23 protein-coding genes and 1 riboswitch are annotated in these 26582 nt (G+C 43.6%); of the genes, 15 read left to right on the top strand and 8 right to left on the bottom strand.

The genetic code is table 11. The annotated features are described in order from the left end of the window. Positions 1–102 precede the first annotated feature (102 nt). From ACWPW6_RS01895 to nudC, 6 genes are all read right to left on the bottom strand, one after another. Complete coding sequence (locus ACWPW6_RS01895) at positions 103–726, bottom strand: DUF1481 domain-containing protein (RefSeq protein ID WP_154624803.1); 624 nt, start codon at positions 724–726, stop codon at positions 103–105. An 89-nt stretch (positions 727–815) separates the two neighbouring features. Next, a complete protein-coding gene (locus ACWPW6_RS01890; protein WP_004924821.1) occupies positions 816–1088 on the bottom strand; it encodes an HU family DNA-binding protein in 273 nt (90 codons plus the stop codon). Between the two features lie 200 nt (positions 1089–1288). Next, positions 1289–1876: a YjaG family protein gene (locus tag ACWPW6_RS01885; RefSeq protein WP_154624802.1), complete on the bottom strand. Its 588-nt coding sequence runs from the start codon at positions 1874–1876 to the stop codon at positions 1289–1291. A 74-nt stretch (positions 1877–1950) separates the two neighbouring features. Then, complete coding sequence (gene nfi / locus ACWPW6_RS01880) at positions 1951–2622, bottom strand: deoxyribonuclease V (RefSeq protein WP_196714209.1); 672 nt, start codon at positions 2620–2622, stop codon at positions 1951–1953. Between the two features lie 95 nt (positions 2623–2717). Next, positions 2718–3782: a uroporphyrinogen decarboxylase gene (gene hemE, locus ACWPW6_RS01875; protein WP_154624800.1), complete on the bottom strand. Its 1065-nt coding sequence runs from the start codon at positions 3780–3782 to the stop codon at positions 2718–2720. 222 nt (positions 3783–4004) lie between these two features. Beyond that, positions 4005–4784 (bottom strand): NAD(+) diphosphatase, encoded by a 780-nt coding sequence (gene nudC / locus ACWPW6_RS01870; protein WP_154624799.1) that lies wholly within the window; start codon positions 4782–4784, stop codon positions 4005–4007. A 354-nt stretch (positions 4785–5138) separates the two neighbouring features. Between nudC and ACWPW6_RS01865 the strand changes: the two genes are divergently transcribed. From ACWPW6_RS01865 to ACWPW6_RS01805, 13 genes are all read left to right on the top strand, one after another. After that, the gene (locus ACWPW6_RS01865) at positions 5139–6191 is read left to right on the top strand and encodes an ABC transporter substrate-binding protein (protein WP_154624798.1); all 1053 of its coding nucleotides are present in this window, start codon (positions 5139–5141) and stop codon (positions 6189–6191) included. 25 nt (positions 6192–6216) lie between these two features. Next, complete coding sequence (locus ACWPW6_RS01860; protein ID WP_154624797.1) at positions 6217–7035, top strand: alkaline phosphatase family protein; 819 nt, start codon at positions 6217–6219, stop codon at positions 7033–7035. Beyond that, positions 7035–7940, top strand: a complete 906-nt coding sequence (locus ACWPW6_RS01855) for an ABC transporter permease (RefSeq protein ID WP_257759951.1) — start codon at positions 7035–7037, stop codon at positions 7938–7940. Before ACWPW6_RS01860 ends, ACWPW6_RS01855 begins: the two co-directional genes overlap by 1 nt. Beyond that, entirely contained in the window at positions 7927–8745 is an 819-nt protein-coding gene (locus ACWPW6_RS01850; protein WP_154624795.1) for an ABC transporter permease, read from the top strand. Before ACWPW6_RS01855 ends, ACWPW6_RS01850 begins: the two co-directional genes overlap by 14 nt. Beyond that, positions 8745–9761, top strand: coding sequence for an ABC transporter ATP-binding protein (locus ACWPW6_RS01845; RefSeq protein ID WP_163860566.1), 1017 nt, complete (start codon positions 8745–8747; stop codon positions 9759–9761). The genes ACWPW6_RS01850 and ACWPW6_RS01845 overlap by 1 nt, the downstream gene beginning before the upstream one ends. 21 nt (positions 9762–9782) lie before the next feature. Continuing rightward, entirely contained in the window at positions 9783–10445 is a 663-nt protein-coding gene (locus ACWPW6_RS01840; protein ID WP_154624793.1) for an HAD family hydrolase, read from the top strand. A 238-nt stretch (positions 10446–10683) separates the two neighbouring features. Next, a riboswitch (TPP riboswitch) is annotated at positions 10684–10795 on the top strand. Positions 10796–10995: 200 nt separating this feature from the next. After that, on the top strand, positions 10996–12945 hold the full coding sequence (gene thiC, locus ACWPW6_RS01835) for a phosphomethylpyrimidine synthase ThiC (protein WP_163860565.1): 1950 nt from the start codon (positions 10996–10998) through the stop codon (positions 12943–12945). Further along, a complete protein-coding gene (thiE, locus tag ACWPW6_RS01830) occupies positions 12929–13567 on the top strand; it encodes a thiamine phosphate synthase (RefSeq protein WP_154624791.1) in 639 nt (212 codons plus the stop codon). Before thiC ends, thiE begins: the two co-directional genes overlap by 17 nt. Positions 13568–13629: 62 nt before the next feature. Continuing rightward, positions 13630–14388, top strand: coding sequence for a HesA/MoeB/ThiF family protein (locus ACWPW6_RS01825; protein ID WP_249999717.1), 759 nt, complete (start codon positions 13630–13632; stop codon positions 14386–14388). Beyond that, the gene (gene thiS, locus ACWPW6_RS01820; RefSeq protein ID WP_196714216.1) at positions 14376–14576 is read left to right on the top strand and encodes a sulfur carrier protein ThiS; all 201 of its coding nucleotides are present in this window, start codon (positions 14376–14378) and stop codon (positions 14574–14576) included. Before ACWPW6_RS01825 ends, thiS begins: the two co-directional genes overlap by 13 nt. A 2-nt stretch (positions 14577–14578) precedes the next feature. After that, positions 14579–15349 (top strand): thiazole synthase, encoded by a 771-nt coding sequence (locus ACWPW6_RS01815; protein WP_154624788.1) that lies wholly within the window; start codon positions 14579–14581, stop codon positions 15347–15349. Continuing rightward, positions 15346–16467, top strand: a complete 1122-nt coding sequence (thiH, locus tag ACWPW6_RS01810) for a 2-iminoacetate synthase ThiH (protein ID WP_196714217.1) — start codon at positions 15346–15348, stop codon at positions 16465–16467. Before ACWPW6_RS01815 ends, thiH begins: the two co-directional genes overlap by 4 nt. 108 nt (positions 16468–16575) lie before the next feature. Continuing rightward, positions 16576–17226 carry a hypothetical protein gene (locus ACWPW6_RS01805; RefSeq protein WP_249999715.1) on the top strand — a complete coding sequence of 217 codons (651 nt, stop codon included), beginning with the start codon at positions 16576–16578 and terminating at the stop codon, positions 17224–17226. 53 nt (positions 17227–17279) lie between these two features. On the opposite strand, the gene ACWPW6_RS01800 is transcribed toward ACWPW6_RS01805, so the two are convergent. Further along, positions 17280–18593 carry a uracil/xanthine transporter gene (locus ACWPW6_RS01800; protein ID WP_247047220.1) on the bottom strand — a complete coding sequence of 438 codons (1314 nt, stop codon included), beginning with the start codon at positions 18591–18593 and terminating at the stop codon, positions 17280–17282. A gap of 782 nt (positions 18594–19375) precedes the next feature. Between ACWPW6_RS01800 and pepT the strand changes: the two genes are divergently transcribed. Then, positions 19376–20629, top strand: a complete 1254-nt coding sequence (gene pepT, locus ACWPW6_RS01795; protein WP_249999713.1) for a peptidase T — start codon at positions 19376–19378, stop codon at positions 20627–20629. Beyond that, positions 20626–21999, top strand: a complete 1374-nt coding sequence (dcuC, locus tag ACWPW6_RS01790; protein WP_154624916.1) for a C4-dicarboxylate transporter DcuC — start codon at positions 20626–20628, stop codon at positions 21997–21999. Before pepT ends, dcuC begins: the two co-directional genes overlap by 4 nt. A 282-nt stretch (positions 22000–22281) precedes the next feature. Here the strand turns inward: dcuC and rpoC are convergent, their stop codons facing one another. Next, positions 22282–26502, bottom strand: coding sequence for a DNA-directed RNA polymerase subunit beta' (rpoC, locus tag ACWPW6_RS01785; RefSeq protein ID WP_163860562.1), 4221 nt, complete (start codon positions 26500–26502; stop codon positions 22282–22284). Positions 26503–26582: the final 80 nt, after the last annotated feature.

Below are 26582 nucleotides of genomic sequence, written 5' to 3'. Positions count from 1 at the left end.
GCGGCACAGTAACTTATCTTCAGGAGTATACACAGGTATGTGACTGGGGGTGAGTTGCTGAAGCCAACAACGTGAGAATGCGAAAGACGACAAGCGGTGAGATTACAATGAATCTTTACTAGGTTGCCAGCGACAAAAATCCGTATCTGCTACCATCAAAAGCTGATTTCCTTCGGGCGATTCCAACCAAGCAATATTTAATTGTTTATGCCACACCTTTGCCCGATTTTCTAACCAATTCTGAGCATAAGGCTCAAAGATGACTTTTTTGGTATCGCCTTCACAAGTAACCACTTTGTCTTGTGACCAGTGACCTTGATACAACTTAACATCACCAACAACTAGGGCTGTATTAATATCGAGAATACGTTTCGCTTCAAAACGCCAGCGGATAATATCATCAGACGACAGGGCTGTTTTGCGATCTTTTTCTACGCGTTGCATAAAAACGACATCATCGTTTTTATCAAAGCGAAGCTGTTCCATGATTTCTTGTTCGCCTGCATTTAAGATCTGGCTACGGATTTGCCAAAGCTGACCTGAACGGTATTCAAAGAAATTAACTGAGGTATCGGTGCCTTTATAGGGGCTGTAAACCACCATTAGCACTTGAGGATCATGTTTAGCATCGTTCAGACGCCACATACGGATTACGCCATTATCAGCGATAAATCCACTTGCACTAAATTCAGGGAAGTTAGAGCGAGAAGAACAGGCGCTGAGCATTGAGAGTGCTCCCAATACCAGCAACCCTTTCCGAATGAACAAAAGGGGTCGTAGTCTCCCCCTCCTGATAATTCTTGTTTGCAACTTTCTTATTTTACCGCTTCTTTCAGTGCTTTACCGGCAGAGAAAGCAGGAACGTTAGTTGCTGGGATAGTGATTTCTTCGCGAGTTTGCGGGTTACGACCGGTACGCTCTGCACGGTGGCTGACTTTGAAAGTACCGAAACCGACCAGTTGTACTTGCTCGCCTTTTTTCAGCGTTTCTGAGATAGCATTCAGTGTTGATTCTAATGCTGCTTTTGCCTGTACTTTAGTCAGATCTGCTGATTCTGCGATAGCATCAACTAATTCAGTCTTGTTCATAAATTATCCTTACACAGTGTGTTTATCGTTTGCAAAGCATCGAGTGCGTCGGATATGCCAAATTGACAGCCCCTGATACACGCCCCCGATAGCCACTTCTCTTCTTGCCCCTAAATGTAGACCAGTCTAGGGGCAAATGTGAAGTCTTAGTCATCAGCATTACTGCTCTAAGTCACGTTTTATCAATGAAAACGCGAAAATTAGCTGATTGCAATGCCAATATTACTGACTCCCGCCTCGCGGAGGTCAGCTTTTAATCCATTAATTAACTCTAAGTCTCGCTCTTCACAGGCAGCCAGTAAACGGAAAATTTCCCACTGGATATCCCATTCCTCCTCAACAGAGGATAATTCTTTTAGTTCCTGCTCTGACATTTCCTTTCCGGCTTGCGTCATTTCGAGCATAGCAACGGTACGAATCGACACTTCACTAACCGCAATAGCATGACTCAGGGTCTCACCGCTTAATTTAGAGTGAATGACTTCGCCTAAGGCAATACAAGCATCAATCGCTGGATAAACGCCATACATGTCAAAATCATCAGCAGATGGGATGATTTCCTCTAATTTTTCTAACTGATTGTCGAAATTAATTTTGCTATCTTTTACGACCAGTGTTTCCCAAACCAAATCAAGTATGGCGCGGTAAACTTTTGCATCAGCAAACGAACTTTGTTGGCAAAACATTTGAAAGTTGGGGTACATTCTTTCGCACAAGCATGCCATAAAAGTAACATGTTGCCAGCTTTCTAGTTTTTCCAACCTCAAATGAATGGGATTTCTTAACATAATTTCTGACTCATCAATCTTAATGCTTCGCAGTTTACCTGAAAATCGGACAATGCCACATATTTTGCTGATAATTAGCTAGATTTCCCTTTCATTCGCTCAAAAAACGCTCGATTCGAGGCAATTCCATCCGCAAAACGTGTTGGCTCTGGGAGTCTGTAGCCCTTCAAACAACCTTCGACCCATTTTAAGGAAGAGTCAACACTCACTTTGTGACCTGGCGAAATAAACAGTGGGTTACAACGCTTTTTGCTTCTCAGCACCCATCCAAGTGGTTCTTCTCCATGGGTCAGTGGTTGGACACTGTCTTTTTCCTCATCGACCAATTTATAGTCGCCATACAATCGACTTTTAGCAACCCCGATTGTGGGAATATCAACTTGTAAGCCAAAATGGCATGCAACACCAAAACGTCGAGGATGAGCGATTCCTTGCCCATCAACTAACACTAATTCAGGTTTATGATTGAGTTGTTCCCAAGCCGCTACCAACCCGGGCACTTCACGAAAAGAGAGTAATCCAGGGATATAAGGTAACTGAGTCGGTATTCGTGCAATCTGATATTCAACCAATTGTAAGTCGGGCCAAGATAAAACCGCTATCACCGCACGTGTGATAGCGCCTTGTTGTTCAAAACCAACATCGGCTCCACCAATCAAAGTCGGTTGTAAATCCTCATCACGTAATACAACCCGTTGTGCGTTTTCTATTTGCTGTTGTCGCAACAAGTGGGTATCTATTGTCATGGTGAACTCAATACTAAATATGATTAACGATTAATGATAGAAGATAACAGCGTACTTACAAGAATATATCAGTACGCTGTTTAAAAACCGATCAACTATTGATGGTATTGACGTGAAAAACGATGAACGGCTTCTACGAATGCTCCCGCATGCTCAGGCGGAACATCTTGATGAATACCATGGCCTAAGTTAAAGACATGCCCATTACCTTGACCAAAGCCCGCAAGTATATTTTTAACTTCTTCTTCGATACGCGGTACTGGCGCATATAACATTGATGGATCCATATTGCCCTGCAATGCAACTTTATCACCAACACGACGGCGCGCATCGGCAATTTCCGTTGTCCAATCCAATCCTAAAGCATCACAACCCGTTGCCGCCATCTCTTCTAGCCATTGCCCGCCCCCCTTTGTAAATAACGTCACAGGCACACGGCGACCTTCGTTTTCACGCTGTAGGCCATCAATGATCTTATGCATATAGTGGAGCGAGAATTGTTGGTAATCACGCTTTGTCAGTACACCACCCCATGTGTCAAAGATCATCACCGATTGAGCACCCGCACGAATTTGCGCATTTAAATATAAAATAACGCTATCCGCTAGCTTATCGAGCAATAAGTGAAGGGCATTTGGCTCTTCATACATCATTTTTTTGATTTTAGTGAATGCTTTACTGCTTCCACCTTCAATCATGTAAGTGGCAAGGGTCCAAGGACTTCCCGAAAAACCAATAAGAGGTACATCGCCATTCAGCGCTTTACGGATCGCTCTAACCGCATCCATCACATAACCCAGTTCCATTTCAGGGTCAGGCACAGGAATCTTTTTAATATCACTCAGGCTCGTAATGGGCTTTTTGAAACGAGGGCCTTCCCCAGTCTCAAAATAGAGACCAAGCCCCATTGCATCGGGAATAGTCAGAATATCAGAAAAGAGAATTGCAGCATCTAATGGAAAACGGCGTAATGGCTGAAGTGTCACTTCACAGGCCAGTTCAGTGTTTTTGCACAGAGAAATAAAATCACCAGCCTGTGCGCGAGTTGCTTTGTACTCCGGTAGGTAACGCCCTGCTTGACGCATCATCCATACAGGGGTGGTATCTACAGGCTGACGTAGCAAGGCACGTAGATAGCGGTCATTTTTCAACTCAGTCATTATTTACTCCATTATAATCAGTGGCCGCCGCAAATGGCTAAGGGTGACACTCGTATACTCCAAAAATTTGAGATGCTGCTAAGCAACAAGAGGGTGAGTCACTCGATCATTGATAGTTATACAACGCAAACACATGAACATAGTCAACAACACGACAACTTGAAGCAAGCTCAGTATATCATGTTAAAGATAACAATATCAGCGCCTAGGCAATTTAGGCGCTCAATAGTCCTCTTGGCGACAGAGTGCCACGGTATCCTCAATTAAACGTCTCGCAATAGTGTCACTCGGAGGGATTTTCGGTAAATTGTTGTAGTGATACCACCCAGCACTGACTAATTCCTTCGGATCAACGTTGATTTCACCGCTTTCATAATCGGCAAGAAACCCCATCATCAAAGAGTGTGGAAATGGCCAAGGCTGAGAAGACACATAGCGAATATGGCGAACTTTGATACCACTTTCTTCCATGACTTCGCGCGCAACAGCTTCTTCTAATGTTTCACCGACTTCAACAAACCCCGCAAGCACAGTAAAGAGAGGGTTTTGAGTATGGCGACGATGCTGAGCCAGTAATATGTGGTCATCACGACGAATAGCGACAATAATGCAAGGAGCAATTTGTGGATAGTAGCGCTCATGACAATGGTCACAAAGACATGCCCATTCGGTTGTACTATGGCGCATCGCCGTTCCACAGTATCCACAATAGCGATGTGAACGGTAAAATTCCGCGAGTTGTACCCCTCTTCCTGCTAAACGAAACAACCCTTCATCTTGTGAAGCGACCAAACGAGGCGATGCCATATCTGCGGGCATTTTTTCAGCAATCAGCCAAACGGTTTCACCTTGCCACTCACCAATCGGCGTTGCAATTTTTCCGGATAATAACCAGTCACTTGCCGTTCCATGCGGCACATCGCCTTGTGGTAACCATAAACGTCCAGCAAAACAAACAAACCACCAGCCTTGCTCTGTTCCAACTAATGTTACTTTTTTCATTTTTCACATCTTTTATTGATATAAACAATTTTTACTCTTTCTCTATTAAATATCTGGAGGAGCAACTAGGCAACCTGTAAATGAAGCATCACACTATCGCTGCTAGTGAAAAAGGGAGCGTGCACGCCGTCAATCCATGATCTATACGCTGTCGGTAGTTAACGTCATGAATGGATGTAAAAACGCGTGGCCTAATACGATGTAATGCGTCATTTTTAGTGGTTATTTTTGACACTTTTTAGACAATTTCTTCCACAAAATATCGAAAAAGTGTCACAAAACCGTCAACTCACTGTCACGTTAGAAAATTAGCATGCTAATTAACCAATACGCCTCCACTATAGTGAGAAGAAAATGAAAGCGATCGTACCTGCTGTTTTGATTTCTCTAACAACATCAAGCCTTGCTTTAGCGAATGATGCTGATTTAACCCCATTAATTAATGCAGCCAAACAAGAAGGACAAGTTTACAGTGTTGGTATGCCAGACACTTGGGCTAACTGGAAAGGAACTTGGCAAGATCTCGAAAAAACCTACGGATTGAAACATCAAGATACGGACATGAGCTCTGCACAAGAAATTGCAAAGTTTGCCGCAGAGAAAAACAACGCCACTGCCGATATTGGTGATGTGGGTGCATCATTTGGCCCTGTTGCCGTACTAAAAGGGGTTACTCAGCCTTACAAACCTACCACATGGTCACAAATTCCTGATTGGGCAAAAGATAAAGAGGGTCACTGGGCCCTCGCTTATACTGGAACGATCGCCTTTATGATTAACAACGATCTCGTCAAAGATGCCCCAAAAAGTTGGGATGACCTATTGAAAGGCAAATATAGAGTGACTGTGGGTGATGTGGGTATTGCCGCCCAAGCGAATAATGCTGTCTTAGCCGCTGCTTTTGCTCGTGGTGGTGATGAAAACAATTTACAGCCTGCTATCGAGTTTTTTGGTGAATTAGCCAAACAAAAACGTCTATCCGTTAATGACCCTACGGTCGCCAATATCGAAAAAGGCGAAGTTGAAGTTGGTATCCTCTGGGATTTCAATGCGCTAAATTATCGTGACCAAATCAATCGTGATCGTTTTACGGTTGTCATTCCCTCTGATGGCTCTGTTATTTCTGGCTACACCACCATCATTAATAAATATGCAAAAAACCCTAATGCAGCAAAATTAGCGCGTGAATTTATCTTTAGTGACAAGGGACAAATCAATTTAGCGGAAGGTTATGCGCGTCCTATTCGTGCCGAATATCTAACATTACCCGATGATATTAAAGCTAAATTGTTACCGGATGAACAATATAAGAATGTGCACCCCATTAAAGATGCCGAAGGGTGGGAAAAATCTTCTCGCACATTACCCAAAATGTGGCAACAACAAGTCTTAATTCACCAGCAATAATGTGCCTTTAGGAATAAAATTTCTCATGTCTGATAAAGTTATACTTGTTGTCCTTGACGGCCTAACCTATTCAGTAGCCCATGATTGCATGGGCTATCTCAATGCATTGATTGAAGCTGACCAAGCCACGCTTTATAAAATGGAGAGTGAGTTGCCCTCGATGTCTCGGCCTCTATATGAATGCATTTTGACGGGGATTTCTCCTGCAAATAGCGGCATTGTCAATAATGACATCGTACGTTTATCCCACTTTGAAAGTATTTTTTCACTTGCACGAAAAGCAGAAAAAACCACTGCCGCTGCGGCCTATTATTGGGTTAGTGAACTGTACAATAGAGCGCCTTTTGTCGCCACTCGAGACCGCTTTACTTGCGATACACAACTCGCAATTCAATATGGCTGCTTTTATCAAGCGGATCATTACCCCGATGATCATCTGTTCGTCGATGCTGAATATCTACGTACCCAATATCATCCTGATTTCTTATTGATCCATCCAATGAATATTGATGATACCGGCCATAAATTCGGACTGGACTCCTCACAATATCGTAATAGTGCACGGAAGGCGGATATTATCCTCGCGAATTATCTCCCAACATGGATTGAGCAAGGCTATCAAATCATCATTACCAGCGATCATGGTATGAATAAGGATCATAGCCATGGTGGCATACTCCCAGAAGAACGACATGTTCCATTGTTTGTTATTGGGGATAAGTTTTCACATCATGCGCAATGCCATATTGAACAAACCGCGCTCTGTGGAACCATTTGTACTCTACTCAATATTGATCATGCAGATAAACAAGTCTGTAACGAATTATTGGTAGGAGGTAACTAATGGCGGATGTTAGCCCCCCTTGTGAGCAAGCCAGCCCCCCGCTGGGGAGAATACTGATGGGCAAAAAATGTTTCTCGCGTTTGCGCTGGCAAGCGGCACTTTTAACCGTACCTTTTTTCATTTTATTTTGTCTATTTCAAATCGCACCAATGATTTGGGTATTGGTTAATAGTTTTATCTATGAAGAAAGTTGGTCTTTTGCGAATTATGCTGAGATTGTTAGCAACGATTTTTATTTGCAGGCCTTTGAAAATACATTATGGCTATCAGTCATTTGTAGTATCGTTGGGTTGCTCGTTTCCGCTATCACTGCCTTTTCTATTTATAAAATGCAGGGGCGAATTCGCAGCATGATGATCTCTTTTACTACCATGGCCAGTAATTTCAGCGGTGTCCCCCTCGCGTTTGCCTTTATCATTATTCTCGGTTTTAACGGTGCGATTACTTTACAACTCAAGGCGTGGGGGATCATTGAAGAGTTCAATATCTATAGCGCTAGTGGGTTAATGGTACTGTATATTTATTTTCAAATTCCACTTGGGATCCTATTACTCTACCCTGCTTTTGATGCGCTAAAACCGGAATGGGAAGATGCCGCCAAAACAATGGGAGCCAGTAAATTGGCCTACTGGTGCAAAGTCGCAATCCCTGTCCTCGCGCCTGCATTACTCGGTACATTTATTATTTTAGTCGCTAATGCGGTTGGAGCCTATGCCAGTACTTACGCACTGACGAGTGGAAACTACAACCTAATTACGATTCGTATCGCTAGCCTTGTATCAGGTGACCTCTACTTAGAACCTAATATGGCGGCTGCATTATCGGTATTGCTGATTGCGATCCTTGGTTTTATCACCGCCATCCATCATTGGCTGTTAAAACGGAGCTATCATGCCAAGTTATAGCCTTACGACCAAATCACACCAAACGTCTGGCCTTTGGTTACATAAATTAATCCTGATTAGCGTCGCGAGCCTGCTTGCCCTGCCTATCGTGGCGACATTTATTTATTCTATCGCGACACAATGGGGAGCAACGGTGTTACCCGATGCCCTCTCGCTAAAATGGTATTTACAACTCTGGCAAGACCCTCGATTTTTGTTGGCCTTCGGACGCTCTCTGATTATCTGTTTCGGCACGCTGTTGGTGAGTACGCTAGTTATTTTACCGATGACATTTGCCGTGTTTTATCGTTTCCCGAAACTAAAAGGATTGATGGATCTCCTGATTATTCTTCCTTTTGCAATTCCACCGGTGGTTTCATCCGTCGGATTATTACAAATTTTTGCCGATGAACCTTTTATGTTGGTCGGCACTCCGTGGATACTCATCGGTACTTATTTCACTATCACCCTACCTTTTATGTACCGTGCGTTAGCAAACAGTTTTCAAGGGATCAACCTGCATGATTTGATGGATGCGGCACATTTGTTAGGTGCAAGTACTTTCAAGGCTTTTTTATTGATTGTGTTACCGAATATTCGTAAAGGCCTATTGGTATCTCTATTAATTTCATTTTCATTTTTAATGGGTGAATTCGTCTTTGCCAACATTTTGGTCGGTACACGTTATGAAACCCTGCAAATCTATCTATTTAATATGCGTCAAACCAGTGGGCATTTTACCTCTGCGTTAGTGATGTCTTATTTCCTATTTACATTGCTTCTCACATGGTTAGCAACTCGAATGAGTCGCTCTGGAGATAAATAATGAGTTATGTCATTGCTGAAAATTTGAGTAAATCATTCGGCCAAAATCACGTCTTCTCAAATATCCAATTCACAATTGAAAAAGGTGAATTCATCACCTTACTCGGGCCCAGTGGCTGCGGAAAATCGACATTATTACGCTGTATTGCAGGACTCGAACAACCGGATCATGGTGAGCTGTATATTAATCGTCAAAATATAACCCACCAAGCTGCTCAGCAACGTGGGATCGGTATGGTTTTTCAAAGCTATGCCTTATTTCCGAATATGACTATTGAAGATAACATCGCTTTCGGCTTAAAAATGCGCAAAGTAGAGTGTCAGGAACGAAGAAAAGCAGTAGCAGAAGTTATTGAAATGGTTGAATTACAAGGTAAAGAACATCAGTTTCCTCATCAGCTTTCAGGGGGACAACGTCAGCGGGTAGCCCTTGCACGAGCACTGGTGATGAAACCACAGATTTTACTCTTAGATGAGCCATTATCAGCACTTGATGCACGTATTCGTAAACATCTGCGACAACAGATTCGCCATATTCAACGTGAATTAAAACTCACGACGATTTTTGTGACTCATGATCAAGACGAAGCGATGATCATGTCTGATCGCATCTTTTTAATGAATAAAGGCGCTATTATCCAGAGTGATACCGCTGAAAATATTTATACCCAGCCAGCGAATGAGTTTGTGGCACGTTTTATGGGTCACTATAACCTTGTCGATGCAGATAAAGCGAATGCCTTATTGGGGCTAAATTTACAAGGCACACTCGCTATTCGCCCTGAATCCATCTATGTTAAGGAGACAGGACGCCACTACGGCGATCATATTTCACACCCTGTTGATGCAATCATTCTTGATCATCAACTACTAGGAAACATTATTCGTTACTCAGTCAATACGGCTGCGGGTAACATGACGGTTGATTTGCTTAATCGTTCGTCTGAACGACTCTTTGAACCCGGTACTCGCCTAGAGTTAATGTTTAACAAGAATGAAATTCGTGCATTTAGTTAGCGAATCGTAAAAAGAGGCATAATGCAAAATAAATTAGCCGTTTTTGATTTAGATGAGACCTTAATTCAAGGTGATAGTAGCGTGTTGTGGACACAATACCTGTGGGATCAGCAAATTATCACAGATCCTCGCTTTGTCGAAGCGGATAAACAGATGATGGCACAATACAATGCGGGTACGCTGGATATGGCAACTTACCTGCGTTTTAGCCTACAGGCTTTAGCTGGGATCAGTACCTCACAAATTGATCTCTGGTTAGCCGATTTTGTTGACACTATGGTGGTACCGCGCATCTACCCTGAAGGGATCCGTACTATCGAAAATTATCGACAACACGGCATTCCGATCATAGTGATCTCCGCAACAGTCTCATTTATTGTGAAAAAAATCGCCGAACGTTTAGGCGCTGACGTTGTAATGGGGATCGATATAAAGCAGCAAAATGGCTGCTATACCGATGAAGTCGAAGGTATTGCGACATTTAAAGAAGGTAAAGTCAAACGGCTCCTCCAGTGGATCCGCCACCAGCCAATTACCGATGCCTATATCTATTTTTATACTGATTCCGCTAACGACCTTCCTATGTGTCAATTTGCGGATGAAGTGTTTATTGTTAATGGCGATCAAAAACTACAACGGGCAGCGGAAGAAAATAACTGGCGACAATATACGTGGCAACTTTAACCTTATTTTTAGTTTGAATACGCCATTATTAAAATATTCTTTTCCTTTAAGCCATGTATATGCCATTCCTCGAAACCATGCATATGTCACTTCCTCTAAAGCGCATATAGGAAAGCAAAGATATCCCAAGGAGCATACACACGTATGTGACTTGGGTCGCTGAGCGCAGCCAACACACTTATCGTGTGAAGGATGACAAGGAAAATGCTTGAGAATAACCCAGAGAACACTATACTGGAGTCTCTTGTCGGAGTGCTCAGTGGTGTATACCACGAGCTGAGACCGTTAATTCGGGATCCGCGGAACCTGATCGGGTTAATACCCGCGAAGGGAACAAGAGTAATCATTTAGCGCCCAATTTTGTTTATTTCGCAGCTCATATTGATATTGATGAAAAAACTCACAATATGGCGAAACTAACAGCACAGCAAAATGAAAGCGCAACATCTTACTATTACTCCATCCGAACTCCAGACAAGCAACTTTCTTACGATAAACCAGAACGCTATGCATACCGCATAATCGTTCGTGACAATGTCAGGAAATTGCTATGTCCCAAAATAATATTATCCCTACAACTGACCTTTCACCTAAAGCTGCACCTGCACGAACGCGAAAAGCGCAACGTGATGCTGCTGAAAACTTCATTAACACGGTTTCTGGCGTCTCATTCCCTAATTCCAAACGTATCTATTTAACGGGATCGAGAGAGGATATTCAGGTACCTATGCGAGAAATTCAACTCTCGCCAACACTGATTGGTGGTGATAAAGATAATCCACAATTTGAAGATAATGAAGCGGTGCCCGTTTATGATACGTCGGGTCCTTATGGTGACCCAGACTCGGAACTGAATGTCCATAAAGGATTAAAAAAGATCCGTGAAGGTTGGATCCGCGAACGTAATGATACTGTTCAGGTTGATAACCTCAGCTCTGATTTTACACAACAGCGACTCGCTGATGCGGGGCTAGACCATTTAAGGTTTAATCATCGCCCTCGCCCATTAAAAGCGATCTCTGGCAAGCGTGTCACTCAGTTACACTATGCTCGCCAAGGTATTATTACCCCGGAAATGGAATTTATCGCCATTCGTGAAAATATGGGCCGTGAACGTATTCGTGGTGAGGTATTAAGGCAGCAGCATCCAGGACAAAGTTTTGGGGCGAATCTACCGGAAAACATCACGCCTGAATTCGTTCGTCAAGAAGTCGCAGCGGGTCGTGCCATCATACCCGCCAATATCAATCACCCTGAATCAGAGCCCATGATTATCGGCCGTAACTTCTTAGTGAAGGTGAATGCCAATATCGGTAACTCATCGGTCACTTCATCCATTGAAGAAGAAGTCGAGAAACTGATTTGGTCTACTCGCTGGGGGGCAGATACCGTGATGGATCTGTCTACTGGACGCTATATTCATGAAACTCGCGAATGGATTCTACGCAATAGCCCTGTGCCTATCGGTACTGTTCCTATTTATCAAGCATTAGAGAAAGTCAACGGTGTCGCCGAAAACCTAACATGGGAAATGTTCCGTGATACGTTACTTGAACAGGCAGAACAAGGCGTCGATTACTTCACCATCCATGCAGGCGTATTATTGCGTTATGTTCCAATGACCGCGAAGCGTTTGACAGGCATTGTCTCTCGCGGTGGCTCGATTATGGCGAAATGGTGCCTCTCTCATCATCAAGAAAATTTCTTGTATGAAAATTTCCGTGAAATTTGCGAAATCTGTGCGGCTTATGATGTTTCTTTATCATTAGGGGATGGTTTACGCCCTGGCTCCATTCAAGATGCAAACGATGCTGCACAATTTGCCGAGTTACACACGCTTGGTGAATTGACAAAAATTGCATGGGAATATGATGTACAGGTGATGATTGAAGGGCCGGGGCATGTGCCAATGCAGATGATCCGTCGTAACATGACTGAAGAGCTTGAGCACTGCCATGAAGCACCATTTTATACATTAGGCCCTTTGACTACCGATATTGCACCGGGCTATGACCATTTCACATCAGGCATTGGAGCCGCCATGATTGGTTGGTTTGGTTGCGCAATGCTGTGTTATGTCACGCCTAAAGAGCATCTGGGTTTACCCAATAAAGAAGACGTTAAGCAAGGGTTGATTACCTATAAAATCGCAGCGCATGCCGCTGATCTTGCCAAAGGCCATCCCGGTGCACAAATTCGTGATAATGCCATGTCCAAAGCACGTTTTGAGTTCCGCTGGGAAGACCAATTCAACCTCGCACTCGATCCTGATACTGCCCGTGCTTATCACGACGAAACCTTACCGCAAGCTTCTGGGAAAGTTGCTCATTTCTGCTCTATGTGCGGCCCTAAATTCTGCTCAATGAAAATTTCGCAGGAAGTACGTGACTATGCGGCACAAAAAGAAGCGGGAATGGAACAAATGTCCGAAGCTTTCCGAGCCCATGGTAGTGAGTTATATCATAGCGCTGAGGTCGTGTCCGATGACAAAATTGCCTAATACACCTTTTGCCCCCACAGAACATCGACTCGGCCTGTATCCCGTAGTCGACTCTGTCGAATGGATTGATCGTCTACTCAATGCAGGCGTCACAACCATACAGCTCCGTATAAAAGATAAGCGTGAAGATGAAGTTCGTGATGATATCCAACAAGCGATAGCTTTAGGCAAAAAACATCATGCACGGTTATTTATCAATGACTATTGGCGTTTAGCCATTGAGTTTGCTGCCTATGGTGTGCACCTCGGTCAAGAAGACCTAGAAACCGCCGATCTACTTGCTATTCATCAAGCGGGGCTACGTTTAGGTATCTCAACCCATGATGAGCATGAACTCGCCATCGCAAAATCAGTGCGTCCTTCTTATATTGCGATGGGGCATATTTTCCCGACACAAACTAAAGAAATGCCGTCATCTCCTCAAGGATTAAACACGCTAAAAGCCATGGTGGAGGCGACTCCAGACTATCCAACCGTTGCTATCGGTGGCATTTCTATCGATAAAGTGCCCGCCGTACTCGCAACTGGGGTGGGTAGTGTTGCCTTAGTAAGTGCAATTACCAAAGCGGACGATTGGCTAGAGGCAACAAAAACACTTTTGCGCCTCGTAGAAAATCATTGATTACCTGAATCAAACCTACAGCATACTTTCTTGTAGCTGTAGGTGAATTCGAGGAGTTTATCATGTTAAATGATCACGAATTTATGCGTTACAGCCGCCAGCTATTGCTTGAAGATATTGGGCTAGAAGGTCAAGCCAAGCTGAAAAACAGTAAAGTGCTCATTGTTGGTCTCGGTGGTTTAGGTGCCCCAGCATCCCTTTATTTGACAGCTGCTGGTGTGGGTGAATTGTGGCTTGCTGACCACGATGAATTGCATCTCTCTAATTTACAAAGGCAAGTTTTATACGGTACCGAAGACATCCCACAATCAAAAGCTAAGCTGGCCTCAGAACGACTGCAACACCTTAATCCATTAGTGACAACCCATGTTTTACAAAAGAAATTAGATAGTCAAAGCTTATTGCCACTTGTCGAGCAAGTCGATCTAGTCCTCGATTGTTGCGATAACATGGCGACGCGTCATGCTGTGAATGAAGCCTGTGTGATAGCCAATAAAACACTCGTTAGCGGGAGTGCTGTTGGGTTTGGTGGACAGTTAATGGTGCTCGAGCCTCCTTTTAATCATGGTTGTTATGCCTGTTTATATCCAGACCAAACGGAGCCTCAACGTAACTGTCGTACCGCTGGTGTTCTTGGGCCTGTCGTTGGTGTCATTGGCACCTTACAAGCCTTAGAGGCGATTAAGCTATTAGTTGGGTTACCTTCCTCTTTAAGTGGAAAATTGCGTTTATTTGATGGCAAACAGCAACAATGGAATACATTGCAGCTAACCCCTTCTATTCAATGTCCTATCTGTCGAGAAGAAACATGCGCCTTATAATTAACGACCAACCAATGGAGTTCGAGGCGCCATTAACGGTGTCTCAATTACTTACCGCGATAGAACGTAGTACCGTTGGTACGGCTTTGGCCATTAACCAAGTTATCATTCCTCGTCATCAGTGGGATTCACACCATCTAAATGATCAAGACAATATTTTATTGTTTCAAGCTATCGCTGGAGGCTAATCATGTTAAAAATTGCCGATGTCACTTTTCAATCACGTCTATTTACCGGAACAGGGAAATTTGCCAACCCAACCTTAATGCAAGCGGCAATAACGGCATCAGGTAGCCAGCTCGTTACTATGGCGATGAAACGTGTTGACTTACGTGGCAATGACGATGGAATTTTAAAACCTTTACAAGAACTTGGCGTAAAACTACTCCCCAACACGTCGGGGGCCAAAAATGCTCAAGAAGCCATTTTCGCGGCACGTCTTGCTCGGGAAGCTTTAGGTACGAATTGGGTAAAGTTAGAAATCCACCCAGATGTCAAATACCTACTGCCCGATCCCGTTGAAACCCTTCTTGCAGCAGAGCAGTTGGTCAAAGAAGGCTTTGTGGTACTTCCCTATTGCAGTGCAGATCCGGTTCTCTGTCGACGGCTCGAAGAGGTGGGTTGTGCGGCCGTAATGCCTTTAGGTGCGCCGATTGGAACCAATAAAGGGTTAGTAACCAAGGAGATGCTACGGATCATTATCGAGCAAGCCGCCGTTCCTGTCGTCATTGATGCGGGGATTGGTGCTCCTAGCCATGCCCTTGAAGCCATTGAAATGGGCGCCGATGCGGTATTAGTCAACACGGCCATTGCCGTTGCTAATGATCCGGTACTGATGGCAAACGCATTTAGAGTTTCCCTAGAAGCAGCAGAACTCGCTCGGCAAGCCGGTCTTGCTAGACCTAAACAACATGCTGAAGCATCCAGCCCCTTAACCGAATTTTTGGGAGCACTGCAATGAGTACAAGCTTTCGTCAACGCTGGCAACAGCTCAATTGGGATGACCTTACATTACAAATCTATGCCAAAACAGCTCAAGATGTACAACAGGCACTTGCTAACGACACCCTAACACTCAATGATTTTATGGCGTTACTTTCGCCTGCCGCTCGTCCTTTTCTTGAACAGCTGGCACAGAAAGCTCAAAAGTTGACACGACAACGTTTTGGAAACACGGTCGGATTTTATGTCCCGCTATATCTATCAAATTTATGCGCGAATGATTGCACTTATTGTGGTTTTTCGATGAGTAATCGCATTAAACGAAAAACCTTAGATAAACATGAAATCATTAATGAATGCGAAACGATCCGTAAAATCGGTTTTGATAGCCTGTTACTGGTGACGGGTGAACATCAATCTAAAGTTGGGATGGATTATTTTCGTGAACACTTGCCTACTATACGCAGCTACTTTAGCTCCTTGATGATGGAAGTTCAGCCACTCGCAACTGAAGAGTATGCCGAACTTAAAGCTTTAGGGCTAGATGGCGTCATGGTATATCAAGAAACCTACCATGAACCGGCTTACCAGTTGCACCACCTAAAAGGTAAAAAGCAGGATTTTCACTGGCGATTAGAAACTCCAGACCGTTTAGGACGGGCCGGAATCGATAAGATAGGACTCGGAGCATTAATTGGTTTGTCTAATAGCTGGCGAACTGACTGCTATATGGTGGCAGAACATCTGATTTACCTCCAAAAACACTATTGGCAAAGCCGCTATTCAATCTCATTTCCGCGATTACGTCCTTGTGCTGGTGGCATCGAGCCGGCTTCTTTAATGAATGAAGCTGAACTCGTGCAACTAATTTGTGCCTTTCGTTTATTAGCCCCAGATATTGAGTTATCACTTTCCACTCGTGAATCCCCTTATTTCCGCGATCATGTTGTCCCTCTAGCCATTAATAATGTGAGTGCGGGCTCCAAAACACAACCGGGCGGCTATGCCGATGACCATGCGGAATTAGAACAATTTTCCCCACACGATAATCGTAGCGCTGCCCAAGTTGCCGAATCACTGATCCGTTCAGGATTACAACCTGTTTGGAAAGATTGGGATGGCTACCTAGGCCGTTAAATTATCAGAGATAAACTTCATGGATGAGGTTTATCCCTTTTTTAGCTACTTTTTAACTAGGCTTGTCAGTCTATACTGCATTCTCTTTCCACTATTATCAAATCCACTATGACTGCTAAAAAATGGCCTCTGTGGCTCTTTGCCGCATTATCAGTATGCTTATTGAGTGCCTGTGCGAATGTGCGTTGGCAGCATCCAACACCTTCAACAGAAATCGTCCAATTAATGATGGCGGAAATTCAAGGGGCCAGAAATATAGATGGCGAGGAATATACCGTAGAAGAGACCTTCTCTCGCTTACAGGCACAAAAAGAGATTAAGGGAACTCGCCCTTTTCAGGCCATTACTATTAGTCAAAATCATGAAATAACCATCGAAGGTTATAGTGAGTATTTCGATTCTATTGGCTTGATAACCGATGCGGATTTTGCACGTTTTTCTATTCCGAATAAGCACAACATCCAAGGGTACTACTATTCCTACCGTGGGCAAATGGTCGCCGTAAACTATAGCCTTCCTCATATGGTAAGGGATGCAAACAGTAAAGATAGCTTAGTTCTCCAGACCAAACCAATCACTGATTATCACATCACCGTCGTCTATTTAGATGGTACTCAATACCCATTTAAGTACCGTTCAACATCAGTATCCGCCGGCATGTTTGGTCGTTATAAATCTTACAAAAATAGCTTTGATGGCCGCTTTTATATTCCTACTCATTACCAAACCGGTCGTTATGAGCTCTATGCTCCCCTGTAGCGAATAGGCTTTAGCCTCATTATAAAAATAACATAATGAGGTTTTTACCACTTCTAATGAATATGATCCCACTTAATGCTGTTTTCGAGGATCAATGACAGAATAATCCCCATTAACAAACCGTTTCCTAGCAGTGAACTGAACATCATCGGTAGCGAACTCATTACCGCATCAGGTGCTGACATCAAAAAAATCCCAATAAACAGGGGAAGAGCCAAACGATAAATATTACGCGCGTTCAGTTTAATTTCGGCTAAAAATGAAAAAGAAGAGAATAACAGGGGTAAATAGGTTGCTAACATGACAGCACTGCCAATCGCGAGAGGCAATGAGCGAAAAAATTGGGTTAATGCGGCGATAGCCCCAACCAATAACAACAACACGCTACCGATAGTAAAAGAGACTCGTGAAGTGTCTTTCGTTTGTGTAATCAAGCCAATAGATGATACAAAAGGCGAAAATGGCACCACACCTAACGGAGCCGAAAATAAAGTCAAAACACCCGACGCCACAAAACTCCGACGGTAAATAGACTTTGTTAATCCCTTTTGCTGATAAAAAACATCACTTCCACGTATTGCCCCAAAAGTATTTGACGTGTTCAAAATACCGGCCAATATCGCCGTAATCACGATGCTGGGTTGGACTTCATCTGCACGTCCAAAAGGAAACAACTCCCACTTAACTTCCGAAATGGCTGAAATTTTGCCATCAAATAACAGACTATATGCAATCCATCCAATAATGGTTCCACATAATAAGGCGTATTGACTCACGCTTGCGGGTAAAAACACAATCATCGCAATCACCAAAATTAGCACCGCGAATGCTAAAAAGAATACCGGATAATTAACCTCGACATTGGTATCTATGACGCCAAATGGAAGCCCAAGCATACCTTTTAGAAAAATCGAAACTAATTGGGCTCCAAGGAGAAACATAAATACCACTAAAACACCGGGTTTGAACAAACTGGATAACCCATTGCCAATACCTGTGATACCGATTAAAAGGGTAACAATCCCCGACAAAAAAATACCGACGGTTAGACTCCACCCAATGGTTGCTAAAGCGGTTCCTTGCATTGATTCCGAGAGGGTGACGGTCAATATTGTGGCCCACCATAGCCCTGTCGACCCCTCCATCAATGAGCGCTTATGACCTAAAAAAGCTTGAATTAAACAAGCCACAGCGATCAGTAAGAAAGCGTATTGTGTGATAACAAATGTGGTTTCAGCTGTTAAATGAAAAGCCGATTGTAAGGTAGGTGGAATCACGACTGTGTTACAAAAAATAAAGAAGAACCACTGGAAACCTGAAATAAAACTACTCTTTGTTATTATACTTTTTTGCACTGAAAACCTCATGACTTATTATCATTGATTGTTAACAGTCTAGTAGCATTTAAATCAAATTTCTAATGATTATTTTTAACTTATCGTTTTGGTTTTTATAGCGTATATAACGCCATATAAGACTATAAGTATATTTTAAATTTTAATCATACTTAGATTTCGGTTATAAATAGAAAATAACCACACCTAATCCTATTTTACTAAAACTTTATTCTATTTCGATTAGCCTTGGCTATTTAAATAATAACATTGTCTATAGACGTCCCTCTCAATTAATTTAACAAAAGCAAAAACAATCAAAAATAATTGAATAAAACACGCCTCAGCAAAAACAAAAGACATTTCAAATCAATATGTTAATAGAAATTAAACGCCTGAGTTTTAGTTAAAACTAGCACTGCATCAAGTTAACTCTCTGTTTTAGAATTAAATAAAATTAACCCATTAAATTTATTTAAAAATTTAACCTAAATTATGGGTTTATTTTGATATCATTAACTACCAATAGACAAAAAGACAATACAAATGAAAGGCTATCTATTTCTCAACAAAAATATTAGATTAAAATCACTAATAAACTTAAAGCCCAGCATCTTAATCTATTAATCGAATAATGTCCTCTACTAATTATCATTTTTCTACACTCGGTGGCATTTTGAAAAAAAATTCACTGGTCAGATATTGGTTCTTTCATTATTCATGATAAAAAAGATTGTGATAAATATGAAAACGACATTTATAACCACAATCATAAAAGAAAACATTCATCATAGTGATGTTGGAGAATGAATATAATGAATATTGTTGATCGGTTTATTTCTTATACCCAAATTAATACCACCACCAATAGGGAAAATGGCGCTGCGGGTATTATGCCCTCTTCTGAAGGTCAGCGCGTTTTAGCCAAAAAACTCGTTCAAGAGCTGGAAGCATTAGGTCTTGAAGAGATTAAACTACGTGATACCGCCATTGTCACTGCAACCTTGCCCTCAAATTTAGATTATGACGTCCCTACCGTTGCTTTCTTTGGTCATCTTGATACGAGTGCTGAACAAACTAATGATACTAAAGCACAAATCCTGCACTATAACGGTGAAGACCTGTGCTTAAATAAACAGCTAAATATCTATCTTCGTCAAAGTGAGTTCCCTGAACTCGCTAACTATCTAGGTGATGATATTATTGTCACGGACGGCACGAGTCTATTGGGTGCCGATGACAAAGCAGCCATAGCCTCTATTATGGATATGCTGCAATACTTCAAACAGAACCCTCAAATTAAACATGGCACCATTAAAGTCGGCTTTGTTCCCGATGAAGAGCAAGGTTTGCGTGGCGCAAAAGCCTTTGATGTACAAGAATTTGGGGCAGACTTTGCCTATACCCTTGATTGCTGTGGTATTGGTGAATTAGTGTATGAAAACTGGAATGCGGGTGACGTTGAAATCGTCTTTACAGGTAAATCCGCCCACCCAATGTCCGCCAAAGGCAAACTCATTAACTCATTATTAATGGCGCATAAATTTATCGCCATGCTACCGGGCGGTGAAGCTCCTGAATACACTACGGATCGTGAAGGTTACTATTGGGTAAAACAGTTATCAGGTAATAGCGCTCGTACCGTACTCAAAATGGATGTACGTGATTTCACAGAAGATGGTTATCGTGCGCGTATGGCATTTTTGAAAAAATTAGCCGCACACTGTGAAGACTTATGGGGCAAAGAGAGTGTCACTTGTACCCTAGCAGACCGTTATTCTAACGTTTATAACAGCTTACAAGGTGAAAATCGTTACCCTATCGACATCGCTGTAGAGGCTTATCACGCTTGTGGTATTACCCCAAAAGTGATCCCAATGCGTGGTGGCTACGATGGTGCAGCACTATCGCAAAATGGCTTACCTTGCCCAAATATTTTTACTGGTGCTCATAATTTCCATTCTATTTATGAATATCTTCCAATTAAATCATTATACGCTGCAAGTGATGTGCTAAAACAAGTCGTTCAAATCACTGCTGAACGCTTCAAATCAGGAGCAAAAGCATGATCCCAATTCTAACGGTTCTTATTATCGTTATTTTGGTAGCACGTTTCATTCTGAAAGGTTATAAGGCTGAACCTGTATTATTTATTGCCGGTTTAGCGTTAATGATTATGACCCTCGCCTTAGGTTGGGGTCCTATCTTGCCCAAAAATGTCGCGTCTACTGGTTTAACATGGCTCGATCCCTTTGAGGTTATGCGTGATCTCTTCAGTAGTCGTGCTGCCGATCTCGGTTTAATGATCATGGCTCTAATGGGCTTCGCTCATTACATGGATCATATTGGTGCTAACGAAGCCGTCGTGCGTGTTGCAACTAAGCCATTAAAAAATATGCGTTCTCCCTATGTTCTGCTGTTTTTTTCATTTTTACTGGCCAGTATTTTGCAACTCGCGATCCCGTCAGCAACAGGTTTAGCCGTGTTATTGATGGGAACCATGTTTCCTATCATGATTGGATTGGGCTTATCGCCAGCATCAGCTGCGGGGGTCATTGCCACCTCATTAGGCGTTGCTTATACCCCAACCGCTATCGATGCTATCCGTGGCGCCAAAGCGGTTGATATGTCAGTTGTTGAATATGTATTGTATTATCAAGGACCTGCTGCATTAGTTACCGTCTTAGCGGTTGGTATTACACATATCTTCTGGCAACGTCACTGCGATCGCAAAGCAGGCTTTATCCCTGAGATTGGTAAAGCCGTTCAATCTCATGAAAAAGAACCGACAAGCAAAAATATTCCTGGCTACTATGCCATTCTTCCTATGTTGCCCATTATCATGGCGGTAGGTTCTTCGAACCTCTTTTTTGAAGGCATACACCTTGATGTTGTCACCATCGTATTGATTGCAATGGCTATCTGTATGCTTATCGAAACATTACGTATTCGTAATTTCAAAACGGTATGTAATGGCTTCCAGCACTTCTTGAATGGAATGGGGCAGGCTTTTAGTCACGTTGTTGGGCTACTCGTTGCAGCGGGCGTTTTCGCACATGGGATTAAAGTCAGCGGTGCCATTGACCAGTTGATCTTAATGGCGGAATCCGTTGGTTTACCCCCCTTTGCAATGGCACTCGTATTTGCATTGGTCACTCTAGCTGCTGCTGTGATCATGGGTTCAGGTAATGCGCCATTCTTAGCTTTTGTCGAATTGATCCCACAGATCGCACACAGTATGGGGGCTAACCCGATCGCCATGATCTTACCTATGCAGCAGGCTTCTCATATGGGGCGTGGTATGTCACCTGTTGCTGGCGTGATCATTGCCGTTTCCAGTGGCGCTAAATTACAACCTTTTGATGTGGTTAAGCGTACCGCCATCCCACTCATGGTCGGTTTTGTGATTCATTGCACGATCATTGGCGTATTCTATTAGCCCATTTTTACATCGCGGTGATATCACTCAAATGGGGAAATAAATTCCCCATTTTTCTCATCACTGAACTCAGCGACTTTTTAAAATAATAAAAGCAACAGGCTAATTTCATGATCCACTGAATACCTGTGTGAAGTCACGCATACTCACATGCCATTTGTTATCACTGTAAAGCAAAGTTCAGGCTGTATGGCTTTTGCTTGAACACACGTTTAAATAAAAAAAAACCGGCGCTATTACAGCGCCGGTTTTATGATTGTGTTCCAATCTGACGAATACGTCTTAATTGTTATCGCTGCTGAATCCTGCATTTAACAATTCAGCCAAGTTAGCCGTTGCTTCATCCGCACTAACTTGTGGAGCTTCCACAACATCGTTCAGATGACGACGACGGATACGGTCTTGGTGATACGCAAAACCAGTACCTGCTGGGATCAAACGACCCACAATAACGTTTTCTTTCAGACCACGCAGTTCGTCGCGTTTACCTGCAACGGCTGCTTCTGTCAGTACGCGTGTTGTTTCTTGGAACGATGCTGCTGAGATGAAGGATTCTGTTGCCAGAGATGCCTTCGTGATACCCAATAGGTCGCGATCGAACTTAGCTGGGATTTTACCATCCAGCTCAAGTTTACGGTTAGAAACTTTAACACGTGAGTACTCGACCTGCTCGCCTTCAAGGAACTCAGAACTTCCCGCATCAGCAATAGTCACCTTACGCAGCATCTGACGAACGATAACTTCAATGTGTTTATCGTTAATCTTAACGCCTTGTAAACGGTAAACTTCCTGAACTTCGTTAGTGATATAACGTGTCACTGCATGTACACCACGCAGACGCAAGATATCATGTGGCGACTCAGGGCCATCAGAAATTACATCACCGCGTTCAACGATCTCACCTTCAAATACGTTGAGCTGACGCCATTTAGGGATCATCTCTTCATACGGATCAGAACCATCCATCGGTGTAATCACCAGACGACGTTTACCTTTGGTCTCTTTACCGAAGGAAACAATACCGCTGATCTCAGCCAAAATAGCTGGCTCTTTCGGACGACGCGCTTCAAACAGGTCAGCAACGCGAGGTAGACCACCCGTGATATCTTTAGTTCCCACAGATTCTTGTGGAATACGTGCTAAGGTATCACCGACGTTGATAGCGATGCCATCATCTAACTGAACAATTGCCTTACCTGGTAAGAAATACTGAGCAGGCATGTCGGTGTTAGGGATCAGAACATCGTTACCATTCGCATCAACAACACGAAGTGCTGGACGTAAATCTTTACCACCACTAGTACGCTCTGCTGTATCCAGAACAACGATTGAAGACAGACCGGTTAATTCATCCGTCTGACGCGTCATTGTTTGGCCATCAAGCATGTCTGAGAAGCGAATAATACCGGATACTTCACTGACAACTGGCATGGTATGTGGATCCCAGTTAGCAACGGTTTCACCGCCAGTAACTGCCGCGCCATCGCCTTTAGTCAGGTGCGCACCGTAAGGTACTTTATAGCTCTCTTTAGTACGACCGAACTCATCAATCAGGCGCAATTCGGTATTACGTGAAGTAATAACCAGTTTGCCTTCTGAGTTAGTCACAAATTTCGCGTTAACCAGTTTTAGTGTACCTGGGTTACGAACTTGGATGCTAGATTCTGCTGCCGCACGAGATGCCGCACCACCGATGTGGAACGTACGCATCGTCAACTGTGTACCTGGTTCACCGATTGACTGTGCCGCGATAACCCCGATAGCTTCACCTTTGTTGATGATATGACCACGAGCAAGGTCACGACCATAACAGTGAGCACACACACCGAAGTCAGTTTCACAGCTAACGACTGAACGGACTTTAACGCTGTCGACAGAGTTTTCTTCTAACAGGTCACACCATTTTTCGTGTAGCAACGTATTACGTGGAACCAGAATGTCCGCAGTACCTGGGATCAGAATATCTTCTGCCGTCACACGACCCAATACACGCTCACGCAGTGGTTCTTTAACATCACCACCCTCGATAACCGGAGTCATCAAGATACCTTCGTGTGTACCACAATCGTCTTCAGTCACCACCAAGTCCTGAGCAACGTCAACGAGACGACGAGTCAGATAACCGGAGTTCGCTGTTTTCAATGCCGTATCCGCAAGACCTTTACGAGCACCGTGCGTAGAAATAAAGTACTGGAGAACGTTCAGACCTTCACGGAAGTTTGCCGTGATTGGTGTTTCGATGATTGAGCCATCTGGCTTAGCCATCAGACCACGCATACCGGCTAGCTGACGAATCTGAGCAGCAGAACCACGAGCACCGGAGTCGGCCATCATAAAGATACTGTTGAAAGAAACCTGCTGTTCTTCTTCACCGTCGCGGTTAATCACCGTTTCAGTAGACAGGTTTTCCATCATCGCTTTAGCAACACGTTCGTTAGCCGCAGCCCAGATATCGATAACTTTGTTGTAACGTTCGCCTGCTGTCACCAGACCAGACTGGAACTGTTCCTGAATTTCTGCAACTTCTGCTTCGGCTTCGGCGATGATCCCTGCTTTTTTCTCAGGAATAACCATATCGTCGATACCAACCGATGCACCAGAACGTGCCGCATAGGCAAAACCGGTATACATGATTTGGTCAGCAAAAATAACCGTAGGTTTCAGACCCAGAACACGGTAACAAGTGTTCAGCATTTTAGAGATCGCTTTTTTACCTAACGCTTGGTTAACCAGCGAGTAAGGCAGACCTTTCGGCACGATCATCCACAGAATTGCACGACCAACAGTAGTATCAACCATACTGGTGTTAATCGTAATGTTACCTTCACCGTCTTTCACTTCTTCAGTGATACGGACTTTAACACGGGCATGCAGTGAAGCATGGCCAGAACGGTAAACACGCTCAGCTTCTTTAGGGCCGGCCAGAACCATCCCTTCGCCTTTCGCGTTTACACAGTCACGAGTCATGTAATAGAGACCCAATACAACGTCCTGTGAAGGAACGATGATAGGCTCACCACTCGCTGGTGACAGGATGTTGTTGGTTGACATCATCAACGCACGCGCTTCTAACTGAGCTTCCAGAGTTAGAGGAACGTGTACCGCCATTTGGTCACCATCGAAGTCGGCGTTATATGCCGCACACACCAGAGGGTGCAACTGGATCGCTTTACCTTCGATCAAAATAGGTTCAAAGGCTTGGATACCCAAACGGTGAAGTGTTGGCGCACGGTTCAGCATAACTGGGTGTTCACGGATAACTTCATCCAAGATATCCCATACTACCGCTTCTTCACGCTCAACCATTTTCTTCGCAGCTTTGATGGTTGTTGCCAGACCACGGAGTTCTAATTTGCCATAGATGAATGGTTTGAATAACTCAAGCGCCATTTTCTTAGGCAGACCACACTGATGCAGACGCAGGTATGGACCGACAGTGATAACCGAACGACCTGAGTAGTCAACACGCTTACCAAGCAGGTTCTGACGGAAACGACCTTGTTTACCTTTGATCATATCAGCCAAAGATTTCAGAGGACGTTTATTAGAACCGGTAATTGCACGACCGCGACGACCGTTATCTAACAGAGCATCGACCGCTTCTTGTAACATACGTTTTTCGTTACGTACGATGATGTCTGGCGCAGCCAGATCCAGAAGACGTTTCAGACGGTTGTTACGGTTGATCACACGACGGTAAAGATCGTTCAGATCCGATGTTGCAAAACGGCCACCGTCGAGTGGAACTAATGGACGCAGATCAGGTGGTAGAACTGGCAGAACATTCAAGATCATCCATTCTGGTTTGTTACCAGACTGAATAAATGCTTCTAACAGTTTAATACGCTTAGTCAGCTTCTTACGTTTAGTTTCAGAGTTCGTTTCGTTCAACTCTTCACGTAACGTTTCACACTCGTTCTCAAGATCGAGGTTTTTCAGCAGACCTTGGATTGCTTCCGCACCCATTTTCGCGTCAAATTCGTCACCGAACTCTTCCAACGCATCTAAGTATTGCTCTTCTGTCAGAATCTGTGAGCGTTCAAGGCTAGTCATACCACCTTCAACAACCACGTAGGATTCAAAGTACAGAACACGCTCGATATCACGCAAAGGCATATCAAGTAGCAAACCGATACGGGATGGCAATGATTTTAAGAACCAGATATGAGCTGTCGGAGAAGCAAGTTCAATATGACCCATGCGCTCACGACGAACTTTAGTCTGGGTGACTTCAACGCCACATTTCTCACAAATCACACCACGGTGTTTTAAACGTTTGTACTTACCGCACAGACATTCGTAGTCTTTTACTGGCCCGAAAATACGTGCACAGAAAAGGCCGTCACGCTCAGGCTTGAACGTACGGTAGTTAATGGTTTCTGGCTTTTTCACTTCACCGAATGACCATGAACGGATCATATCAGGCGATGCCAGAGCAATTTTGATCGCATCAAACTCTTCGGTCTTGGTTTGCGCTTTCAGAAACTTAATTAAGTCTTTCACAAAATGGCTCCTGTCGGAGTTAGACCTGTCAGGTGAGAGGCCCCTGCCTCTCTCCCCTAATCCCAGTACTTATACTGGCC

This window comes from Providencia sp. Marseille-Q8014, assembly GCF_965112055.1.
Note: the sequence above shows the minus strand (reverse complement) of the source record. Positions and strands in the feature narration are given on the sequence as shown.

Coding starts and splice junctions, on each gene's coding strand:
- ACWPW6_RS01895 (WP_154624803.1), bottom strand. CDS start 726: ATGCTCAGCGCCTGTTCTTCTCGCTCTAACTTCCCTGAATTTAGTGCA.
- ACWPW6_RS01890 (WP_004924821.1), bottom strand. CDS start 1,088: ATGAACAAGACTGAATTAGTTGATGCTATCGCAGAATCAGCAGATCTG.
- ACWPW6_RS01885 (WP_154624802.1), bottom strand. CDS start 1,876: ATGTTAAGAAATCCCATTCATTTGAGGTTGGAAAAACTAGAAAGCTGG.
- nfi (WP_196714209.1), bottom strand. CDS start 2,622: ATGACAATAGATACCCACTTGTTGCGACAACAGCAAATAGAAAACGCA.
- hemE (WP_154624800.1), bottom strand. CDS start 3,782: ATGACTGAGTTGAAAAATGACCGCTATCTACGTGCCTTGCTACGTCAG.
- nudC (WP_154624799.1), bottom strand. CDS start 4,784: ATGAAAAAAGTAACATTAGTTGGAACAGAGCAAGGCTGGTGGTTTGTT.
- ACWPW6_RS01865 (WP_154624798.1), top strand. CDS start 5,139: ATGAAAGCGATCGTACCTGCTGTTTTGATTTCTCTAACAACATCAAGC.
- ACWPW6_RS01860 (WP_154624797.1), top strand. CDS start 6,217: ATGTCTGATAAAGTTATACTTGTTGTCCTTGACGGCCTAACCTATTCA.
- ACWPW6_RS01855 (WP_257759951.1), top strand. CDS start 7,035: ATGGCGGATGTTAGCCCCCCTTGTGAGCAAGCCAGCCCCCCGCTGGGG.
- ACWPW6_RS01850 (WP_154624795.1), top strand. CDS start 7,927: ATGCCAAGTTATAGCCTTACGACCAAATCACACCAAACGTCTGGCCTT.
- ACWPW6_RS01845 (WP_163860566.1), top strand. CDS start 8,745: ATGAGTTATGTCATTGCTGAAAATTTGAGTAAATCATTCGGCCAAAAT.
- ACWPW6_RS01840 (WP_154624793.1), top strand. CDS start 9,783: ATGCAAAATAAATTAGCCGTTTTTGATTTAGATGAGACCTTAATTCAA.
- thiC (WP_163860565.1), top strand. CDS start 10,996: ATGTCCCAAAATAATATTATCCCTACAACTGACCTTTCACCTAAAGCT.
- thiE (WP_154624791.1), top strand. CDS start 12,929: ATGACAAAATTGCCTAATACACCTTTTGCCCCCACAGAACATCGACTC.
- ACWPW6_RS01825 (WP_249999717.1), top strand. CDS start 13,630: ATGTTAAATGATCACGAATTTATGCGTTACAGCCGCCAGCTATTGCTT.
- thiS (WP_196714216.1), top strand. CDS start 14,376: ATGCGCCTTATAATTAACGACCAACCAATGGAGTTCGAGGCGCCATTA.
- ACWPW6_RS01815 (WP_154624788.1), top strand. CDS start 14,579: ATGTTAAAAATTGCCGATGTCACTTTTCAATCACGTCTATTTACCGGA.
- thiH (WP_196714217.1), top strand. CDS start 15,346: ATGAGTACAAGCTTTCGTCAACGCTGGCAACAGCTCAATTGGGATGAC.
- ACWPW6_RS01805 (WP_249999715.1), top strand. CDS start 16,576: ATGACTGCTAAAAAATGGCCTCTGTGGCTCTTTGCCGCATTATCAGTA.
- ACWPW6_RS01800 (WP_247047220.1), bottom strand. CDS start 18,593: ATGAGGTTTTCAGTGCAAAAAAGTATAATAACAAAGAGTAGTTTTATT.
- pepT (WP_249999713.1), top strand. CDS start 19,376: ATGAATATTGTTGATCGGTTTATTTCTTATACCCAAATTAATACCACC.
- dcuC (WP_154624916.1), top strand. CDS start 20,626: ATGATCCCAATTCTAACGGTTCTTATTATCGTTATTTTGGTAGCACGT.